This is a genomic window from Chryseobacterium sp. HNCC26DJ241 (genome assembly GCF_057180505.1).
Genome location: NZ_JBXUGL010000042.1, coordinates 1 through 19613 on the forward strand (window position 1 = coordinate 1; position 19613 = coordinate 19613).

21 protein-coding genes are annotated in these 19613 nt (G+C 33.0%); 14 read left to right on the top strand and 7 right to left on the bottom strand.

Annotation, left to right across the window (positions count from 1 at the left end):
- A partial coding sequence (locus AC2A1C_RS14465; protein WP_484026579.1) for a hypothetical protein occupies window positions 1-182 on the top strand: 182 nt, incomplete at its 5' end.
- A 455-nt stretch (window positions 183-637) separates the two neighbouring features.
- On the opposite strand, the gene AC2A1C_RS14470 is transcribed toward AC2A1C_RS14465, so the two are convergent.
- Both AC2A1C_RS14470 and xrtF read right to left on the bottom strand, forming a co-directional pair.
- On the bottom strand, window positions 638-1063 hold the full coding sequence (locus AC2A1C_RS14470) for an exosortase F system-associated membrane protein (protein WP_484026581.1): 426 nt from the start codon (window positions 1061-1063) through the stop codon (window positions 638-640).
- On the bottom strand, window positions 1050-1580 hold the full coding sequence (gene xrtF / locus AC2A1C_RS14475; protein WP_484026582.1) for an exosortase family protein XrtF: 531 nt from the start codon (window positions 1578-1580) through the stop codon (window positions 1050-1052). Before xrtF ends, AC2A1C_RS14470 begins: the two co-directional genes overlap by 14 nt.
- A 69-nt stretch (window positions 1581-1649) precedes the next feature.
- Here xrtF and AC2A1C_RS14480 point away from each other — a divergent pair, with 69 nt between their 5' ends.
- The 6 genes from AC2A1C_RS14480 (at window position 1650) to AC2A1C_RS14505 (ending at window position 5702) form a co-directional block, all read left to right on the top strand.
- A complete protein-coding gene (locus AC2A1C_RS14480) occupies window positions 1650-2669 on the top strand; it encodes an aminoglycoside phosphotransferase family protein (RefSeq protein ID WP_484026583.1) in 1020 nt (339 codons plus the stop codon).
- A 60-nt stretch (window positions 2670-2729) separates the two neighbouring features.
- The gene (locus AC2A1C_RS14485) at window positions 2730-3134 is read left to right on the top strand and encodes a GxxExxY protein (protein WP_484026584.1); all 405 of its coding nucleotides are present in this window, start codon (window positions 2730-2732) and stop codon (window positions 3132-3134) included.
- 86 nt (window positions 3135-3220) lie between these two features.
- Entirely contained in the window at window positions 3221-3649 is a 429-nt protein-coding gene (locus tag AC2A1C_RS14490; RefSeq protein ID WP_484026585.1) for a RapZ C-terminal domain-containing protein, read from the top strand.
- Window positions 3650-3699: 50 nt separating this feature from the next.
- Complete coding sequence (locus tag AC2A1C_RS14495) at window positions 3700-4413, top strand: nucleotidyltransferase family protein (RefSeq protein ID WP_484026586.1); 714 nt, start codon at window positions 3700-3702, stop codon at window positions 4411-4413.
- 7 nt (window positions 4414-4420) lie between these two features.
- Window positions 4421-5170 (top strand): LOG family protein, encoded by a 750-nt coding sequence (locus AC2A1C_RS14500; RefSeq protein ID WP_484026587.1) that lies wholly within the window; start codon window positions 4421-4423, stop codon window positions 5168-5170.
- Between the two features lie 61 nt (window positions 5171-5231).
- Window positions 5232-5702 (top strand): DUF6702 family protein, encoded by a 471-nt coding sequence (locus AC2A1C_RS14505; protein WP_484026588.1) that lies wholly within the window; start codon window positions 5232-5234, stop codon window positions 5700-5702.
- A gap of 44 nt (window positions 5703-5746) precedes the next feature.
- Here the strand turns inward: AC2A1C_RS14505 and AC2A1C_RS14510 are convergent, their stop codons facing one another.
- The 3 genes from AC2A1C_RS14510 to AC2A1C_RS14520 all read right to left on the bottom strand — a co-directional run bounded on the left by AC2A1C_RS14510 (window position 5747) and on the right by AC2A1C_RS14520 (window position 8426).
- Window positions 5747-6091 (bottom strand): DUF1801 domain-containing protein, encoded by a 345-nt coding sequence (locus tag AC2A1C_RS14510; RefSeq protein ID WP_484026589.1) that lies wholly within the window; start codon window positions 6089-6091, stop codon window positions 5747-5749.
- A 1-nt stretch (window position 6092) separates the two neighbouring features.
- The gene (locus AC2A1C_RS14515) at window positions 6093-7931 is read right to left on the bottom strand and encodes an ABC transporter ATP-binding protein (RefSeq protein ID WP_484026590.1); all 1839 of its coding nucleotides are present in this window, start codon (window positions 7929-7931) and stop codon (window positions 6093-6095) included.
- Between the two features lie 105 nt (window positions 7932-8036).
- Window positions 8037-8426 (bottom strand): DUF4293 family protein, encoded by a 390-nt coding sequence (locus AC2A1C_RS14520; protein WP_484026591.1) that lies wholly within the window; start codon window positions 8424-8426, stop codon window positions 8037-8039.
- Between the two features lie 160 nt (window positions 8427-8586).
- Here AC2A1C_RS14520 and rho point away from each other — a divergent pair, with 160 nt between their 5' ends.
- From rho to AC2A1C_RS14535, 3 genes are all read left to right on the top strand, one after another.
- Window positions 8587-10386 (top strand): transcription termination factor Rho, encoded by a 1800-nt coding sequence (gene rho / locus AC2A1C_RS14525; RefSeq protein WP_484026593.1) that lies wholly within the window; start codon window positions 8587-8589, stop codon window positions 10384-10386.
- A gap of 169 nt (window positions 10387-10555) precedes the next feature.
- On the top strand, window positions 10556-10816 hold the full coding sequence (locus tag AC2A1C_RS14530) for a hypothetical protein (RefSeq protein WP_484026594.1): 261 nt from the start codon (window positions 10556-10558) through the stop codon (window positions 10814-10816).
- A gap of 70 nt (window positions 10817-10886) precedes the next feature.
- A complete protein-coding gene (locus AC2A1C_RS14535) occupies window positions 10887-13538 on the top strand; it encodes a TonB-dependent receptor domain-containing protein (RefSeq protein ID WP_484026595.1) in 2652 nt (883 codons plus the stop codon).
- An 88-nt stretch (window positions 13539-13626) separates the two neighbouring features.
- On the opposite strand, the gene AC2A1C_RS14540 is transcribed toward AC2A1C_RS14535, so the two are convergent.
- Complete coding sequence (locus tag AC2A1C_RS14540) at window positions 13627-14385, bottom strand: murein L,D-transpeptidase catalytic domain family protein (RefSeq protein ID WP_484026597.1); 759 nt, start codon at window positions 14383-14385, stop codon at window positions 13627-13629.
- Window positions 14386-14607: 222 nt separating this feature from the next.
- On the opposite strand from AC2A1C_RS14540, the gene AC2A1C_RS14545 reads away from it, so the two are divergent.
- A complete protein-coding gene (locus tag AC2A1C_RS14545; protein WP_484026598.1) occupies window positions 14608-15852 on the top strand; it encodes a DUF445 domain-containing protein in 1245 nt (414 codons plus the stop codon).
- A 201-nt stretch (window positions 15853-16053) separates the two neighbouring features.
- Here AC2A1C_RS14545 and AC2A1C_RS14550 read toward each other — a convergent pair whose 3' ends face one another.
- The gene (locus AC2A1C_RS14550; RefSeq protein WP_484026599.1) at window positions 16054-17091 is read right to left on the bottom strand and encodes a quinone-dependent dihydroorotate dehydrogenase; all 1038 of its coding nucleotides are present in this window, start codon (window positions 17089-17091) and stop codon (window positions 16054-16056) included.
- A 138-nt stretch (window positions 17092-17229) separates the two neighbouring features.
- Here AC2A1C_RS14550 and AC2A1C_RS14555 point away from each other — a divergent pair, with 138 nt between their 5' ends.
- From AC2A1C_RS14555 to AC2A1C_RS14565, 3 genes are all read left to right on the top strand, one after another.
- The gene (locus tag AC2A1C_RS14555; RefSeq protein WP_484026601.1) at window positions 17230-17718 is read left to right on the top strand and encodes a hypothetical protein; all 489 of its coding nucleotides are present in this window, start codon (window positions 17230-17232) and stop codon (window positions 17716-17718) included.
- 38 nt (window positions 17719-17756) lie between these two features.
- Window positions 17757-19298, top strand: coding sequence for a glycine--tRNA ligase (locus AC2A1C_RS14560; protein ID WP_484026602.1), 1542 nt, complete (start codon window positions 17757-17759; stop codon window positions 19296-19298).
- A gap of 62 nt (window positions 19299-19360) precedes the next feature.
- On the top strand, window positions 19361-19555 hold the full coding sequence (locus tag AC2A1C_RS14565) for a hypothetical protein (RefSeq protein ID WP_484026603.1): 195 nt from the start codon (window positions 19361-19363) through the stop codon (window positions 19553-19555).
- Window positions 19556-19613: the final 58 nt, after the last annotated feature.

Consider the following 19613-nt stretch of genomic DNA (forward strand, 5'->3'; position numbering starts at 1 on the left):
TGCAAAAGTCCGAAAGTCGGGAAGTCCGAAAGTCCGAAAGTCCGCAGAAGTCGGAAAGTCGGGAAGACGGGAAAACGGAAATTCAAAAATTCAAAAAGACAGAAAAACAAAAAGTTCCTCATCGAACAAGCATCGAACAAGCATCGAACAAGCATCGAAGAAATGATATAGAAGGGATATAGAAAAGATATACAACGGATATAGAAAATGATATTATGTTAAATAAAAAAATAAATTTTATAGTATGAAATTGAGAATCAAAATAAAATACGTCGAGTTTTGTCGCTACCCACAATCACCTTTACAAAAAATTACCTGTAGGTACATTAAAAATTAATACTAATCTAAAAAGTAATATTTAATCGAACAATATTAAAACAAAACAAAATGAAATCCTGATAAACAAAGAGCCTGTTTAAATTTTACTCAATAAAAGTTTTATAGCTTTTTCTTACTATTCTAAATTAAAATAAACTTTGTTTATTCTTAAATTTAACATTAAGAATTTCAGCCAGTTAAGTTGATTCCGAATAAGAAATCAATACATTGCTTTTTTATTAAGTTTTTTTTAAGCTAAAGAGTCTTAATTCCTTAATGGTAAAAATAAATTATAAATTTAAACAGGCTCAAAGAATAATTACTGTAGTTTCTTCCGATAATAAAACATCGGAATAATTAATAACAAAATCAAAGGCTGAATCACAAATCTTCTCATATAAAACGAAAAAAGATACCCGATTTCAAATTTTGTAGAAATACAATACAAATAGATTGGAAATGTAATAGCAAAAACAATACATATCAGAATAGCAGCCTGTAAAGTCCAATCTTTTCTTTTAAAAATAAAATGAACTATAATTCCTGAAAAAAAAAGATTCAGAATAAACCGGAAAAGATGATTAATAATAAGTTTTCCCCATTCAAAATCCGGAAAAGCAGCTTTTTTATTGGCTACATGGAAATAATTCAAAAAAGGATCATAGAAAATCTTATCTTCTATCGCTCTTATCCCAATCAATCCGAAAATAGCCAGAATTACAACAATCCAATCAATGAGTTTCATCTTTTAAAGCATAAAATTTTATCCAGATCATCCAAAGTAAAACCACACTTCCATAAATAATAGCCGGAAAAAAATAATCGTGTCCAATTTTGGAATATTGCGGATACTCAATAAGTACAATATTAAGGCCGGCAATTCTCAGAACATTCATAATATGAAGGAAAAGCAATCCGATTCCTGCAAAAACAAAAGTCTTGAATCCTTTATAAAATGCAAAAATAAAAGCGAGAAAGAGAATCATTACAGAAATGGCATTACAACCTTCCACCATTCGCGAGATATACTTGTTATTCACATAAAACCAAGTGGTTTCATATTTCGGTTGATCTACCAGAATCGTTTTATATCCCAATAGATTTTCAATTTTTGCACACTGAATGGCTACCCATTTTGAAACGGGATCCAAGCCAACACTTGCAAAAACATTGAGATACAACTGATAACCTGCCAGAAACACCAAATAAATAATGATGAAACGGGCGAGTATCAAAAGAACCGGCTTGAAATCCTGAAACATACGACAAAGATATAAATTCGAATCTAAATTAGTATTTTTGTAAACAAGTAAAACAAACTCTTTTCATTCATGTCTCATCTTTCACCTGAAGATTTTTTCAAAAACTTTACCGGTTCTGAAAATACTGAATTCATACTGTTGCCGCAAAGTGGCTCCTCCAGAAAGAATTTTATAGGAAAGTATAACGGAAAGAGCTATGTTATCACATCCAATGAAAATATTGCTGAAAACAATTCATTTTTATATTTCTCAAAAATATTTTCGGAACTGAAACTGAATACTCCACAAATTTTCAAAATTTCTGAAGACAAGAAAATGTATATCCAGGAATTTGTAGGAAAAGAAACATTATCTGAGATTATTCAAAAAGAAGGTCTATCTGAAAGAGTAAAAAAATTGGTGAAACAAACCATTATAAAACTTTACGAACTTCAGCAAAAAACAAATGGGAAGATAGACTTTTCCCAAACATTTGAATATGAGGCTTATGATGAAATTCCGGTTTCGTATGATTTATTTTATTTCAAATTTATGTTTGCGGATATTTTGGAAGTTCAGTATCATAAAACAAAGCTGTTGAGAGAATTCAAAAAACTGGAAAAACAAGTTGAATCTTTGGAACCAAAAGGAGTAATGATTCGTGACTTTCAGGCAAGGAATATTATGGTAAATGAAAATGATGAGCCTTTTTTTATTGATTATCAAAGCTCTATGAAAGGGCCGTTCATGTATGATATTGTTTCATTTTTGTATCAGGCAAAAGCCAATTTTTCTGAAGATTTTCGAGAAGAAATGTTGGAGTTTTATTATTCTTTATGGAACAATGAAACCCAAAAACAGCAACTGAGATCAGCTTTGCAGCCGTTACAGCTCATGCGTTTTTTGCAGGTTTTGGGAGTGTATGGTTTCAGAGGTTTGGTTCAGAGAAAAGCTCATTTTATCCAAAGTATTGAAAAGGGAATTGAGAATGTATACGAATTCTCACAAAACTGGCAACAATTGAAGGATTTCCCGGAATTGGAAAAAGTAATTCGGCAATTAAATTCTGAAAAATCTGCCAAAAAAATTAAAAGTTATTTAAACCATTAAGATTATTAAGAAGTTCAGAGATTTTAAGAATTCAACAGGTTGAATATTAGGATAATGTACATGACGAAAAAAGAAGTTACACAATTATCATATGAAATTACCGGTTACGCAATAAAAGTACATAAAACACTTGGACCAGGTTTATTGGAAAGTATTTACGAAAAATGTTTATATTATGAACTAACAAAAAATGGGTATGATGTTAAAAAACAGGTTAAAATTCCTATACAATATGATGAGCTAATTTTTGATGTAAATTTGAAAATTGATTTGCTGGTTAATGATACAATTGTTGTTGAATTAAAAGCTCAGGAAGAGATTTTGCCTATTCACGAAGCGCAACTTATGACTTATATGAAAATTCTGAAAAAACCTCAAGGATTGATTATCAATTTTTTCACTCAAAATATTACAAAATCGCTAATACCAATGATCAATGAATATTATCGGAAACTACCAGATTAAATAATATTTTCGTATTCTTAAATCTGCAAAGCCAGATTCTTAAAAAAACTTAACAACTTAACTCTCTTAATGGTTTAAAAATTAATATGAATAAATTAAAAATAGACATTCACAGTTTTTCCTATAAAAAAGGAGGAATTCCGAAAGATTCCACCGGAAACGGAGGCGGTTTTTGCTTCGATTGTAGAGGAATTCTAAATCCGGGAAGAATAGAAGAATATAAAGTACAGACTGGAAAAGATCTTCCCGTACAGCAATATTTGGAAACCGAAACAGAGATGCCAAAATTTTTGGAACTCGTTAAAAATTTAGTTTCCATTACAATAGATAATTATATAGAAAGAGGTTTTGAAAATCTTCAAATTAATTTCGGATGTACAGGTGGACAGCATCGTTCCGTATATTGTGCCGAAAAAATAGGAGAATTTATTTGTGAAAAATATCCACAAACTGAAGTGGAAATTACACATGATGAACAACCACAATTAAATAATAATTTGAAATTTGAAATTTGAGGTTTTCTATAAAAAATCTCGAATCTTGAATCTCGAATCTCGAATCAATTATGAAAGCACTCATTTTCGCAGCGGGAAAAGGAACCCGTCTGAAACCATTCACGGACAATCATCCGAAGGCTCTGGCTTTGGTGAATGAAGTTCCTTTGCTGGAAAGAAATATCAAATATCTTCAATCTTTTGGAATTGATGATTTCGTTATTAATATCCATCACTTTGGGAATCAAATTGTAGAATTTTTACAAAAAAATAATAATTTCGGCTCAAAAATTGAAATATCGGACGAAAATTCGGAGCTTTTGGAAACAGGAGGCGGATTGATTTTTGCACGTCAATTTCTGGATCATGGAGAGGATTTTCTCATTATGAATGCAGATATACTTACCGATCTGGACATTAAAGAATTAGTAGAATTCCATAAAAAGAAAAAAGATTTTGCTACTTTGGCAGTTTCGGAGAGAAATAGTTCCAGAAAACTTTTTTTCAATGATGAAATGGTGTTGCGTGGTTGGCTGAATGTACAGACTGGTGAACAACGTTTGGCAGAATTCAATAAAGGATTTAAAGCATTGGCTTTTAGCGGTATACATTGCGTAAATCCAAAAATTTTTAATAAAATAAAAAGAACCGGAAAGTTTTCCATTATGGAAGAATATCTGGATATGATGCACACGGAAAGAATTCATGGTTTTGAGCATCATTCAATTTTAATAGATGTTGGTAAACCGGAATCGGTTTTAGAAGCCGAAAAATATTTTAAATAAAGAAAAAATGGAAACAGAAGGAAAAAGAGACGAAAGCCTGCAAAATCCGGCAGTAGAGATAGATAAAAAAGTTCATGATAGTTTTCGTCAAAAAACTTGGGACGAAACTATTACCAAGGACAGCTGGATGGTTTTCAAAGTGATGGCAGAATTGGTTCAGGGATATGAAAAACTTGCAAAAATTGGGCCTTGTGTTTCTATATTTGGTTCGGCAAGACTGAAACCTGAAGATCCGTATTACAAAATGGCTACGGAAATTGCAGATAAAATTACAAAACTCGGTTTTGGTATTATTACAGGAGGCGGACCAGGAATTATGGAAGCCGGAAATAAAGGGGCAAACCAAGGAGGTGGAAAGTCCATCGGTTTAAATATTGATCTTCCTTTTGAACAACATTTCAATCCGTATATTGATAAAGCATATTCCATGAATTTTGACTACTTTTTTGTGAGAAAAGTGGTGTTTGTAAAATATTCACAAGGATTTGTAGTAATGCCGGGAGGTTTTGGAACTCTTGATGAATTGACCGAAGCTATAACGTTGATACAAACCAATAAAATTGGAAGATTCCCAATTGTTTTGGTAGGTTCAGAGTTTTGGGGCGGACTTTTGGATTGGTTCAAAGGTACACTTTTAGCCAAAGGAATGATTTCAGAAAATGATCTTAATCTTTATAGAGTTGTAGATACTGCGGATGAAGCTGTAGCCCATATTAAAGCCTTTTATGATAAATATGCAGTGAATGTGAATTTTTAATTGGCATATTATTTGACTATCTTACAGAAATATTGATATATTTGACAAATTTATATTTGAAATGAAAAAAATCTTATATATAACAGGGGTTTTAACACTTTTTGTGATGATGAGTTTTATCTTGCCCGATTTTTATTCTTCAATGACGAAAGTAGATTATGTGGACGGCAATAAAACATTAAAGTTTACAACTAAGATGAATACCAACCACATTTCTGATGCAATTAAGATCAATCCTTCTACAGTAGGATTTGAGGCGGAAGTGAAGAAATACGTAAATAATAATTTTGATGTATATGTAAATGGTACTCCGGTAAAACTTACTTTCACTGGAAGTCAGGTGAACGGAGAATCAGTTTGGGTATATTTTGAAACAGGAGGTGTTTCTGATATTAGTTCTTTGAAAATTAAGAATACTATTCTTTTAAGCACATTCCCAAAACAAGTAAACATTGTTAATATCGCTTACAAAGGAAGCCAGAAAACAATGAATTTCCAAAGAGGAAAAGAAGTAAATGAAGTGAATTTTTAAGTTATAAAACAGAAAGCAAAAAGCTCCGAAATTTTTCGGAGCTTTTATTTTATATAGCTTTTTATCTTTTGTAAAATTGCAAAAATCAAATCCATTGGCAAATCTTCATCCATATCCAACAAAAGGATTTTAAATTTTTTTCTACCTTCTTGGAGAAGTTCTGGATAATCCAATTGGTCTCCATGATAGAAACTGAGATAATGTTTTTTATGCTTTTTACTATAATAGAAAAAACACAACATCTTATTTTTATACTTCAGAAAAGGAAGCTGATAGCTGAATGTTTCCGAAATATTTTCATCAGACTCCAGAATTGTTTTTCTTAAAAACAATAATGCACTTCTTGCCGGTTCTTCAATTTTGTAAAAATATTCCTGAATGGGATTCATCTTAATCAAAATTCTGCAAATCCACTAATTTTCTATAGATTCCGTTTTTGTCATAAAGTTCTTGATGTGAACCTTGTTCCACAATATTTCCTCTTTCCATTACCACAATAAGATCCGCTTTCTGAATGGTGGAAAGTCTATGGGCAATAACAAGAGAAGTTCGGTTTTCCATCATTTTTTCCAAAGCATCCTGTACAAATCTTTCGGATTCTGTATCTAATGCGGAAGTGGCTTCGTCCAGAATCATGATCGGAGGATTTTTCAGAACGGCTCTTGCGATGGAAACTCTTTGTTTTTGTCCGCCGGAAAGTTTATTTCCATCATCTCCGATATTGGTTTCGTAGCCTTCCGGAAGTTGGGTAATAAAAGAATCGGCATTAGCAATTTTTGCAGCAGCAATTACTTCTTCACGACTGGCTTCCGGTTTTCCCATTAAGATATTGTTGTACACAGAATCATTGAAAAGTACGGATTCTTGCGTTACCATTCCGAGAAGATGTCGATATTGTTTTAGATTTAAATGTTTGATATTCTTCTCGTCAATCATTATTTCTCCTTCGGAAACATCATAAAAACGGGTAAGAAGATTAGCAATTGTAGTTTTTCCGCTTCCCGATTGTCCTACCAATGCTACAGTTTTTCCTTTAGGAATTACGAGGTTGAAATTTTTAAGAATGACATTGTCTTTGTCATAATAAAAACCAATGTTCTTGAATTCAATTTTTTCGTTTAATTCTGATACAGGAAGTGGATTTGGTATTTCTTCTACTTTCAGATCATAATCCAGAACTTCGGAAACACGTTCCAAACTTGCCAATCCTCCCTGAATAGAAGATATAGCATTGGAGAATTTTTTTGCAGGATCTAATATTTGAAAAAAAACAGCGATAAAAGCTAAAAATGTAACAGGATCTTTATTGGTTCCGTTAATTATTTCAGTACCAGCAAACCATGTAATAAGCAGAATTGTTACAGAGCCCAAGAATTCACTCATTGGTGATGCTAATTCTCTTCTTCTACTCATTGCAATAGCATGATGTTGCCAATTGTTAGTTGTAGAATTAAAACGGTTTTTAAGAATTTTATCAGCGTTAAAAATTTTGATGACTTTCGAAGATTTAAGTGTTTCATCTACCAAAGAAAAAAGATTTCCCAATTCTGCCTGCGCTGAATGTGCTTGCTTTTTTAAACTTTTTCCAACCCACGAAATGAGCCAGCCCATTATTGGAAATACAATTAATGAAAATAAAGTAAGTTTTGGAGACAGTATAAATAAAGTTACAAGAGAAGAAATAATCATAAATGGAGAATTGATGAGGTCTACCAAAGCACCCATAATTCCGCCTTCCACAGCGCCAATGTCATTGGAAATTCGGGACATCATATCTCCCTTTCGTTGTTCGGTAAAAAAAGAAACCGGAAGTTTCAAAAATTTATCGTACATCGCTGTACGCAAATCACGCGTAATTCCTACCCGATAATTTACCAATAAAAAAGAACCTAAATAACGGAATAAATTTCTCAATAAAAATGCAAAAGCAGTAATACCACATAATACAGCCAAAACCTTTATGGCACCATGTTTATCCATATTCATCTGGATTGTATAGTAGGCCAAATCTTTTAAATATCCAAAATAGGAAGCGAACTGGCCATTCCATTCCGGAGCTTTTGAGGTGTCTATTTTGCCAACAGTTCCAAACATTAATCCTAAGATAGGAAGCATTGTGGCAACAGAAAAAATCTGTAATAAGGAATAAAGCAAGTTGAAAATCATACTTCCCCAAAGATATTTCTGATGAGGACGGGCAAAACTGAGGACTCTTTGTAAAGGTTTCATTCAACGAAATTGAGTTGCAAATTTACTATTATTTAATCAAAATAAATGAAACAAAAAACAGCTCCTTAAAAGAAGCTGTTCTCACTCAAAAAATCGTTGTAAGGTTTAGCGGAGTCTGTCCACAGATTTTACGAGCCTCTCATCCCTGCGAATATAAATGTTGGCCAAAACCAAACAGATAATTGCGAGAATCGGAAATATCGGCTCAATACCTTTCTCAGGAAACTGAATTCCTCCAGATAATTTTAGCAGCCAGTACACGAGCAAACCGATCAACAAAGCGTTTATAAAAATGCTGATGGTATTCAGCAATAATTGTCTTTTTCTGTTTCTGAAACTAAAAATACTGAAAATACTGATCAATCCTAAAACATAACAGCTTACGGAAATCACAGGAAATCCATCAAAGATTGCAACATCCTGTGAACTTACGAATAGAAAAATGGATGCAAATACTGCAAGAGACATCCAAATGGTCTGTATTCTTTGTAACATTTTTTAAAAAAAGTGTTGCAAAAATAATATAAATTTTGCGTAATTCAAAAATAAGTGTAGATTTGCATTTCAGATACTCATTAAAAAAATCAAAGTCTCCTGACTTTCATTTTCTTACATTACACATTTTTATTAAAAAAATACATTTTACATACATTTTATGTTTAACATTGAAACGTTAAGGTCAAAATCCGAATCGGAGCTGACCAAAATCTTAAAAGATTTAGGCGTTAAGGTTGCAAGAAACAGCACCGAAAATGATAAGATCTTTGCAATACTCGATTTTCAGGCTTCTAATCCTAAAGTTGCAAAAGAGTATTATAACGCCACAGAAATCACGACGACAAAAGAGGAAAACAAGCCTCTTGTAGAAAAAAAATCTACTCCTGCTGTAGAAAAAAAGCCTGCTCCTGCAAAGAAAGCAAAATCTAAAAAACCTGCTGAGGTAAAACCGGAAATAAAAACTGAAATCACGGATGTAGTAGTTGAAGAAACGAAGACCGAAATTAAAACAGAGATTCCGGTGGAAACTCCGGAACAAGGAGAAAAACCTCAGAAAAAAAAGAGACAACGAATTGCTAAAAATCCGGATTCGGAAAAAAATACTGAAACTACGGTCGTAACAGAGGCCACAGAAATAACCGAAGTTCCAGAAGTTGCCAAAGCAACAGAAACTTCTCCTAGTGCTGAACAGAAAGTGAAATCTCCGCAACAGCAGCAACATCAAAATCATAAAAACAAGAATCACCATTCTCATAATAGCGGAAACCAAAATAATAGATCCCAACAAACAACTTCTGCGGAATCTACACAAGAAGTAGCAGAACCGAAGAAAGATTTTAATTTTGACGGATTGGTAACTATTGAAGGAGTTTTAGAAATTCTTCCGGATAATTACGGATTTCTTCGCTCTTCCGATTTTTCATATATTTCTTCTCCCGATGATGTATATGTTTCTACAGCTCAGATCAGAAATTATGGCCTGAAAACCGGTGATACGGTTAAAGGAATTGTAAGGCTTCCGAAAGAAGGTGAAAAATATTTCTCCCTCCAAAAACCAACAGAGGTGAATGGAAGAGATCTGGCTTTTATAAAAGACAGAGTTGCTTTTGAATATTTAACACCACTTTTTCCAGAGCAAAAATTTAATCTGGCAGGAAAAAATTCTACAATTTCTACCAGAATCGTAGATCTTTTTGCACCAATCGGAAAAGGACAAAGAGCAATGATCGTGGCTCAGCCAAAAACGGGTAAAACCATGTTGCTGAAAGATATTGCTAATGCTATTTCTGCAAATCATCCGGAAGCTTATATGATGGTTCTACTTATTGATGAGCGTCCGGAAGAAGTGACGGATATGGAAAGAAGTGTAAATGCAGAAGTGATTGCCTCTACTTTTGATGAAGCTGCGGAAAAACATGTAAAAGTGGCCAATTTGGTTTTAGCAAAAGCACAAAGAATGGTAGAATGTGGACATGATGTGGTAATTCTCTTAGATTCCATCACCAGATTGGCAAGAGCATATAATACAGTAACTCCGGCTTCAGGAAAAATATTATCCGGAGGTGTAGATGCTAATGCTTTGCATAGACCAAAAAGATTTTTTGGAGCTGCAAGAAAAATCGAAGGAGGAGGATCTTTAACAATAATTGCAACAGCATTGATTGATACTGGCTCTAAAATGGATGAAGTTATTTTTGAAGAATTTAAAGGAACGGGTAATATGGAACTGCAATTGGATAGAAAAATTGCAAATAAGAGAGTATATCCTGCAATAGATTTAGTGGCTTCCAGTACAAGGAGAGATGATCTGCTTCATGATGAAGTAACACAGCAAAGAATGTGGATTCTGAGAAAATATCTTGCCGATATGAATCCAGTTGAAGCAATGGAATTTGTAGATAGAAATATCAAAGGAACTTTAAATAATGAAGAATTCCTGATGAGCATGAACAAATAATAATTTTGGCCGGAAATTTTTTCTGGCCATTTTTATTACTAAACAATCTCTACCAATTGTTTTCAAAATTTTTATCTTTGTATAAATGAAAAATAAGTTCAGTGTTTTTTTGATGATTTTCTGTCTTGGAGTTTTTTTTATTCCAAAACAGAATTTCTATATCCAAAATATGAAAACTGAACAATGTTGCAAAACAGGAAAAGACGATTGCTGTAAAGATCAGAAAAATAAATCCAAAAAAGGATGCCAAGACAATTGCTGTTCCACATGTCATACTTGCAGCTCTTTCGTAAATTTTGTAATGATGAAGCCTGAAAAATTAGCTTCCGAAATTCAAAAGAGCTATTATGAAAAAGCTAAATTCATTTATACTCCGCCTTCTTTTTCTTTATTTTTAAAGGAAATATGGCAACCTCCTAAAATAGGTTAATTAAAATGTTCAAGTTTCATTTTTTTAAATGAGACCTTTTTCTCTTTAATTAAACCTAAACTTTTTAAAAATGTATTCATTATTATCCAAGTTTTTTCTTGGTTCTCTATTATTGATATTCCAACTTTCGTTTTCACAAGTTTTGACCAAAGAAACAGTTTTTGTAAAAGGAAACTGCGGTATGTGCAAAGAAAGAATAGAATCAACAGCAAAAAAAGCAGGCTCATCTGTCGCATTTTGGGATGAAAATACTCAAAAACTTTCTTTAGAATTTGATCCCGCAAAAACTTCAAAAGAAGAAATTTTAAAGAAAATTGCGGATGCAGGTCATGATAACGAAATGTACAATGCACCTGATTCCGTCTATAATAATCTCCCGGAATGCTGTCACTATGAAAGAAGTATAACTGCAAAAATCTCCAAAAAAGAAAATGAATTTTTTGTAAAAGGAAATTGCGGTTCCTGCAAAGCCAGAATTGAAAAAGCCGCAAAAGCCGCAGGTGCAAATTCTGCGATTTGGGACGCTGAAAAACAAACTGTTATCCTTGATTTTGATCCCATAAAAACTTCAGCCGATGTTATTTTGAAAAAAATTGCAGAAGTAGGACACGATAACGAAAAATACAAAGCTGAAGATTCTGTTTATAAAGACCTTCCCGATTGTTGTCTTTATGATCGTGAAACGCCTTTTGACGAAAAAAACACTAAAGTTCATTCTGACGAAATGCCTCATGAAGATACTAATTCTGGTGATCTTCAAAATAATAGTAAAATTTCTGATATTAAGGAAGTTACCGTTACTAAAATTTCCGATGCTACATCTTTGGATAAAAAAGAAATCGGACTTACCTTCAATATTGATAAAAAAGAATTATTGAAAGCAGCCTGTTGCAATTTATCCGAAAGTTTTGAAACCAATGCAACTGTAGATGTATCATTCAGTAATGCTGTTACCGGAACTAAGCAATTGAAAATGTTAGGATTAGATCAAAAATATACAAGCCTTACTAAAGAACTTTTACCGGAAATTCGAGGAATTGCTTCGGCTTATGGTTTGAATTTTATTCCGGGACGCTGGATTGGCGGAATCCAATTGACAAAGGGAGGAAGTACAGTAACCAATGGCTATGAAAGCATTACCGGACAAATCAATACCGAACTTCTGAAATATCAGGATAAAAACGAAACTGCTCTTAATATTTTTGCCGATAATAATGCCCGATTGGAAACCAACATCACCAATGTTTCCCTACTTTCCGAGCATTGGAATCAAAGTATTCTCATTCATGGAAACGGAACTTTTGCTAAAATGGATTATAATAACGACGGTTTTCTGGATCAGCCAACTGGAAATCAAATAAATATAGCTTATTTATTGAATTACAACGACTTGGAGCATTCAGGTTGGGGTTCGCATTTCGGTATAAATTTTCTGAAAGATACCCGAAATGCCGGACAAATGGAGTTCAATAAAAATCTTGATCAAAGTGAACAATCTGCGTATGGAGTTGGAATTGATATTTCCAGAATTCAGGTTTGGAACAAAACGGGACATATCTTTAATGGAAAGCCTTACAGAAGTCTTGGTTGGATGAATCAATACACCTATCATCAGCAAAACAGTTTTTTTGGTTTTAGAGATTATAACGGAAAACAAAGTACGTTTTATTCCAATCTGATTTATGAAGACATTTTCGGAAATACCAATCATAAATATAAAGTGGGAGCCAGTTTTTTGTATGACAAATTCGATGAAGATTATTTGGTTCAGAATTTTAAAAGAACTGAAACCGTTCCCGGATTTTTTGCTGAATATACTTTAACAGGGCTTAAATATACTTTGGTTGCAGGTGGAAGAATAGATTTTCATAATCTCGCTGGAACTCAGTTTACACCAAGATTCAATTTCAAATACGATATTACTCCGAAAACCATTTTGAGACTTTCCGCAGGAAGAGGTTTCCGAACGGCAAATATTTTTGCCGAAAATCAGCATTATTTTGCTTCCAACCGACAAATTCAAATTTTACAAAACGGAGGCGAAATTTATGGTTTGAAACCTGAAATTGCTTGGAATTATGGAGCAAGTCTTCAGCAGGAATTCAAACTCTTCGGAAGAAAATCGACTATTGTTGCTGATTTTTTTAAAACCGATTTCAAAGATCAAGTGGTAGTAGATTTGGATGAATTGGCACAAAAAATTCTATTTTACAATCTGGAAGGAAAATCTTTTGCCCATTCCTTCCAAACACAATGGGATTTAATTCCTATAAAAAATTTGGAAATGAGATTGGCTTACAAATATTATGACGTTGCAACTGATTATATTTCAGGATTTAAGAAAGTTCCGTTCATGGCAAAACACAGAGGTTTTGTGAATGTTGCCTATTCTACCAATAAAAATCCTAAAGGTGGATTTTGGAGTTTTGACAGCACTTTGAATATTGTTGGAAAACAAAGGCTTCCCAATACATCTTCCAATCCTTTAGAATTTCAGCTCCCGGATTATTCGCCAAGTTATGCAACTCTTAATGCGCAGATTTCCAGAAACATCAATTCAAAAATCAGGATTTATGCGGGAATGGATAATAGTACTTCAACCCAACAAAAAAATCCGATTATTGATGCAAAAAATCCTTTCGGAAATTATTTTGATGGAGGAATGATCTATGCTCCGATTATGCCTGGAAATGCTTATGTTGGTTTGGATGTAGCTTTCTAAAATATTGATTGTCATTCTGAATAAAGAAAATTGAAATGAAAATCCTCTTTTTTTAGATTTCTCGCTCCGTCAGAATGACAATTTTATTTTATGATTTCAGCCACTCCGATGAACTTAAATAATTCTGATCAGGATAATAGATGAAAAGCACATTTTTTTCTTTAATGGTATTGATGATCGGTTCTGCCAAATCTTTTGGAACAGCAGGACAACCCCAGCTTCTGCCGATTCTTTTATTTTCTTTCGCAAAATCTTCGCTTACATAATCTGCTCCATGCATCACAATTGCTCTTTGCAAAGCGGCATCATTAAAACCTTTATCCATTCCGATTAATCTCAATGAATATCCGTTGTCGCCTTCATACGTGGATTCTGTAATGTAAAATCCCAAACTACTTTGGTAGGAGCTTTCTGTGTTGGAAAAGCTGGTGGCAAACTCTTCGCCAGTATTTTTTCCGTGAGCAACCAATGAGTTGAAAAGAATTTTCTTTTCATAAGTATCTATTACCCAAAGTCTTTTGATATTGGAAGAAAGAGAAAAATCACAAACAGTAAGAAGATGACAATCAGCATTTAATCTTCCTGATTTTTTCAGATTTTCAAATCCTTGAAAAGCCTTTTCAAAAACTTCTTTATTCAGTTTATTATCTGTAAAATCTAATGAATAATAAAGACTGTCTGCGGCAGAAATTGCAGGAGTTTCTTTTATTTTTTCTGAAGTCGAAGCAATTCCTAAAGTGTCTTTTTTATTTTGATGATCAGAATTTATTTTTGAAATATCGGGTAAAGTATAAAACGAAGTTGCGATTGAAAATACAACCGATAAAGCCATTAATAAATTTCTCATTGAGTATTATGTTAAATTGATTTGGTGGGGCAAAATTATAAAAACATAATTTTCAACAAGTTATAAAGATAAAATTTTAACGTATTTTTATAAAACTTTAACATGAACAAAAGAAATTAAAAAAGTCTCCCTCTTGCACTTTACACCTCAACACTTTTACACCTCAACATCTCAACATTTTTACACTTTTGCAGTTAAATAAATTCTCTTTAAATTTAGTTTATGAATGATGAGTTTAAAAAGCAGCAGCTTCAGCAATACAAAATGATTGCTACCGGACTTTTTCTTCTGATGGCTATTATTTTTATGGTGATGACTGTTTTGCAGAAAAATAATCCTTCCCATTGGATTGGTTATGTTCGGGCATTTTCCGAAGCAGCAATGGTTGGTGCACTTGCAGATTGGTTTGCAGTTACGGCTTTGTTTCACCATCCTTTAGGTTTGAAAATTCCGCATACCAACCTTATCGAAAAATCAAAAGAGAAAATCGGCGACAATCTTGGGAATTTTGTAGTAGGAAATTTTCTTTCTCCACAAAATATCCGTCCATATATTTTAAAATTAAAAGTTTCGCATTTCGTAGGAGAGTGGCTTTCCAAAGGGAATAATCAGCAGGTTTTGATTCGAGAAGTTTCCGGAACTATTTTAAATATTATTGATAAACTGGAAGATGAAAAGGTAATAAGGTTCATCACAAAAAAGGCAGGAGAAATAACTTCCGAACTGCAAATCAACCAGATCATCGGAAATGGGTTGGAATACATTCTTGAAAAAAATGAACACCAAAAGCTCATCACCAATCTTTCCAAACAAATAAAAGAATATGTTGTTCAAAATCAGGAATTAGTTCGAGAAAGAGTAAAGAAGGAAAGCTATTCATTGATTCCGAAATTTGTGGATGATGCGATTGCAGATAAAATTACAAATGGTCTTTCCAGATATTTTGAAGAAGTTGAAAATGACAACAACCATTCTTTACGAAGCGAAATTTCTTCAAAGCTGGAAAATTTCACCTTTGATTTAAAGACCAATGATAAATGGAAAGAGGATTTTCAGGATATTAAAGATTCTATTTTTCAGGAAGATAAAATGAATTCTTATGCAGAAGATATCTGGAAATCTATAAAGAAAAATATTCTTGAAGAGCTTTCTAAAGAAAATTCATCTGTAAAAAACTATATCAAAAAGAATCTTGATGAACTTTCCTACAATCTTCAAAACGATGAATCTTTACAGTACAAAATCGACCATTGGATTCGCGTTACTGCCTACAAATATATTCTGAAAAATACGCATCAGTTTGGAGAGCTAATCAGCTCAACAGTAGGAAACTGGGAAGGAAAACAACTGAGTCAAAAACTGGAACTGGAAGTTGGAAAAGATTTACAATTTATTAGAATTAATGGGACTTTGGTTGGTGGTTTGGTTGGATTGATTATTTATACCATTGCGAATTTTTTTATTTAACATGAACTCGATAGTATTTTATTGAAAATGAGCTTTTTGAATACGTTATTTTTGAAAAAATAGATAAAAAATTTGTTTTGAAATAAAAATCTTTGATTTTTTGCCTTGTGAACTTTGCTAAGTGAAGTGTCTTAAAGTATAACGGTTTGAAAAATAGAACTTTGCGTTAAGTTATATATGCTGTTTTCCGCCGAGTTCACGTTATTTAGAAACAGTTGTTCTCGGAATTCTTGTTGTTCTTTTTAAAAGTTCTTTATTAATTTCGTTAATTAATTCCGGACCTTCATAAATAAATCCTGTATAAAGCTGAATTAGACTTGCACCTGCATCCAATTTTTCCATTGCATCTTTTGCGGAATGAATTCCGCCAACTCCGATAATCGGAAATGCTCTCCCGCTTTTTTCGGAAAGAAAACGGATCACTTCTGTAGAACGTTTCTTTAAAGGCATCCCTGAAAGTCCACCTGTTTCTTTCTGATTTTCAGAAACTAAACCTTCTCTGGAAAGTGTAGTATTGGTAGCAATTACACCTGCAATTTTTGTTTCTTTTACAATATCAATAATGTCTAAAAGTTGTTCGTTTGATAGATCCGGAGCAATTTTCAAAAGAATCGGTTTTGGAAATGGTTTTTGAAAATTAAGATTTTGTAAAGTTCCCAAAAGTTCCGTCAATGGTTTTTTGTCCTGAAGTTCCCGAAGATTCGGAGTATTGGGCGAACTGACATTTACCACAAAATAATCAACATAAGGAAATAATTTTTCAAAACAGATTATATAATCATTTACAGCTTCTTCATTTGAAGTGATTTTGTTTTTTCCGATGTTTCCGCCGATCAGTACATTTTTATTTTTTTTCAAACGCTCTACTGCTGCATCTACACCTTCATTATTAAAACCCATTCTGTTGATAATAGCAGAATCTTCCATGAGTCGGAACAATCTTTTTTTATCATTTCCTTGTTGAGGTTTCGGAGTCAGAGTTCCGATTTCGATAAAGCCAAATCCAAGATTTGAAAGTTCTTTGTACAATTTTGCATCCTTATCAAAACCCGCAGCCAAACCAACGGGATTTTTGAATTTCAATCCGAAAACTTCTCTTTCCAATCGCTTATCTTCAATAGGTTTCGGAAGGAAAATTTTAGCCAGAAAAGAAAATTTCTTCAAGGCCGAAAATGTGAAATGATGAACTTTTTCAGGATCGAATTTAAAAAGAATCGGACGAATACTGTTTTTATACATCAGAGAAAAGTTTTACAAAAATACGTTTTTATTCTTGTTTTTTAAATGACTAATTTTAAAGTTTTTATCAATAAAAATATTAATACTCATCACTACTTTCAAAAAGAAAAAATTATTTTTGCTGAAAAATAGAAAAATATGAAAAAGATTACACTTCTCTCTTTAGTTTTATTATTTCAAACTTCATTTTCACAAGTAAGCATAGAAAAGAACAAAATTTATAAAGATGGACAGACTTATAAAATGTCTGAATACAAAAATGTTTTAAAAAATCCTGATGCTATCAATTATTTTAAAAAATCAAGGACAAACCAAACAATAGGAAACATTTTTGCGGGAGTTGGAGGCGGAATAATGGGATTTGGATTGGCAAGAGCATTAAGTGGAGGAGAAGCTAAAGTAAGCACAAATAATGGTGTACAAACGGTAAAGCTAGATAAAAGTGCAGCTTGGACAGCAGTAGGAGTTGGAGCCGGAATTGTAGCTATCGGAATTCCTTTTGCTATTGCTTCTAAAAAAAATGCTGATAAAGCTATAAAATTGGAAAATGGAGAGACTACAGCGTTCAGTCCTTATTTTCAATTGGAAACAATTGGAAATGGTGTGGCTTTAAGCTATAATTTTTAACTTAATTTCCCTATTTTTGCAAATCAATTTTAAAAACTATGGCAAAACAGGAAGATGTTTTCAAGAATGTGGTTTCCCACGCTAAAGAATACGGATTTATTTTCCCTTCAAGTGAAATATACGACGGACTTTCCGCTGTTTATGATTACGGACAAAACGGAGCCGAATTAAAAAATAATATCAAACAATATTGGTGGAAAGCAATGGTTCAGCTCAACGAAAACATTGTTGGGATAGATGCTGCCATCTTGATGCATCCCACTACTTGGAAAGCTTCCGGACACGTGGACGCTTTTAACGATCCGTTGATTGATAATAAAGATTCTAAAAAAAGATTTCGTGCTGATGTTCTGATTGAAGATTATTGCGCAAAACTTGAGGATAAAGCTCTGAAAGAAATAGAAAAAGCAGCAAAAAGATTTGGAGATGCTTTTGATAAAGAACAATTTGAATCGACCAATCCGAGAGTTATCGAATACAGAACCAAACAAAAAGCAATTCTTTCCAGAATGGCAAAATCTCTGGAAACTGAAAATCTTGCCGATGTAAAAGCATTAATTGAAGAATTAGAAATTGCTGATCCGGACACAGGTTCAAAAAACTGGACGGATGTTCGTCAGTTTAATTTGATGTTTGGAACAAAATTGGGAGCTTCTGCAGAAAACGCTACGGATCTATATCTAAGACCAGAAACTGCACAAGGAATTTTTGTGAATTTTCTGAATGTTCAAAAAACCTCAAGACATAAACTTCCTTTCGGAATTGCACAAATCGGAAAAGCATTTAGAAATGAAATTGTAGCGAGACAGTTTATCTTCAGAATGCGTGAATTTGAGCAAATGGAAATGCAATTTTTCGTTCCACCGGGAACTGAGCTCGATTTCTACGAAGCATGGAAAGAAAAGCGTCTGAACTGGCACTTAGCTTTAGGTTTGGGTATAGAAAATTATAAATTTCACGATCACGAAAAATTAGCACATTATGCAAATGCTGCTGCTGATATAGAATTCAAGTTTCCGTTTGGTTTCAAGGAATTGGAAGGAATTCATTCAAGAACGGATTTTGATTTAAGTGCGCACGAAGAATATTCAGGAAGAAAACTTCAATATTTCGATCCTGAAAGAAATGAAAGCTATGTTCCGTATGTTGTGGAAACTTCAATCGGATTAGACAGAATGTTTTTAGCATTGATGTCTCATTGTTTAAAAAATGAAGTTTTGGAAGACGGTTCGGAAAGAGTAGTTCTTTCACTTCCGCCAGCTTTGGCTCCTGTAAAAGCTGCAGTTCTTCCGTTAGTGAAAAAAGATGGACTTCCGGAATTGGCGGAAAAAATCTTCAATGATTTGAAATACGATTTCAATGTTTATTATGAAGAAAAGGATGCAATCGGAAAACGTTACAGAAGACAAGACGCAATCGGAACTCCATTCTGTATCACAGTAGATCATGATTCTTTAAACGATTTCACGGTTACTCTAAGAGAAAGAGACAGTATGAAACAAGAAAGAGTACCAATTGAAAATCTTAGAAGAATTATTGATGAAAAAGTGAATTTCAGGACATTATTGAGTAAATTATAAGAATAAATATTTTGAAAACTCCCTTTTTAGGGAGTTTTCTTATCATAAAAATTTAAAAGCACATGAAGAAAACGGCTATTATTTTTTCCTTCTTTTTCAGTATTCTCGCTTTTTCCCAAACTCAGGATTTATATGCTTTGGCAAAAGGAGATTTTTTAGGATTCAATGCGTTGTTTGATGATAAAGATAATCTTTACGGATATGTTTCCATTTACGGCTACGGAAAATCAGGAGATAAAACCAAGAAATTTGATTAGACCTCTTTCATAATAGCATATTGTAAATACCTGCGATTAGATTTAGTCTTAGGAAATA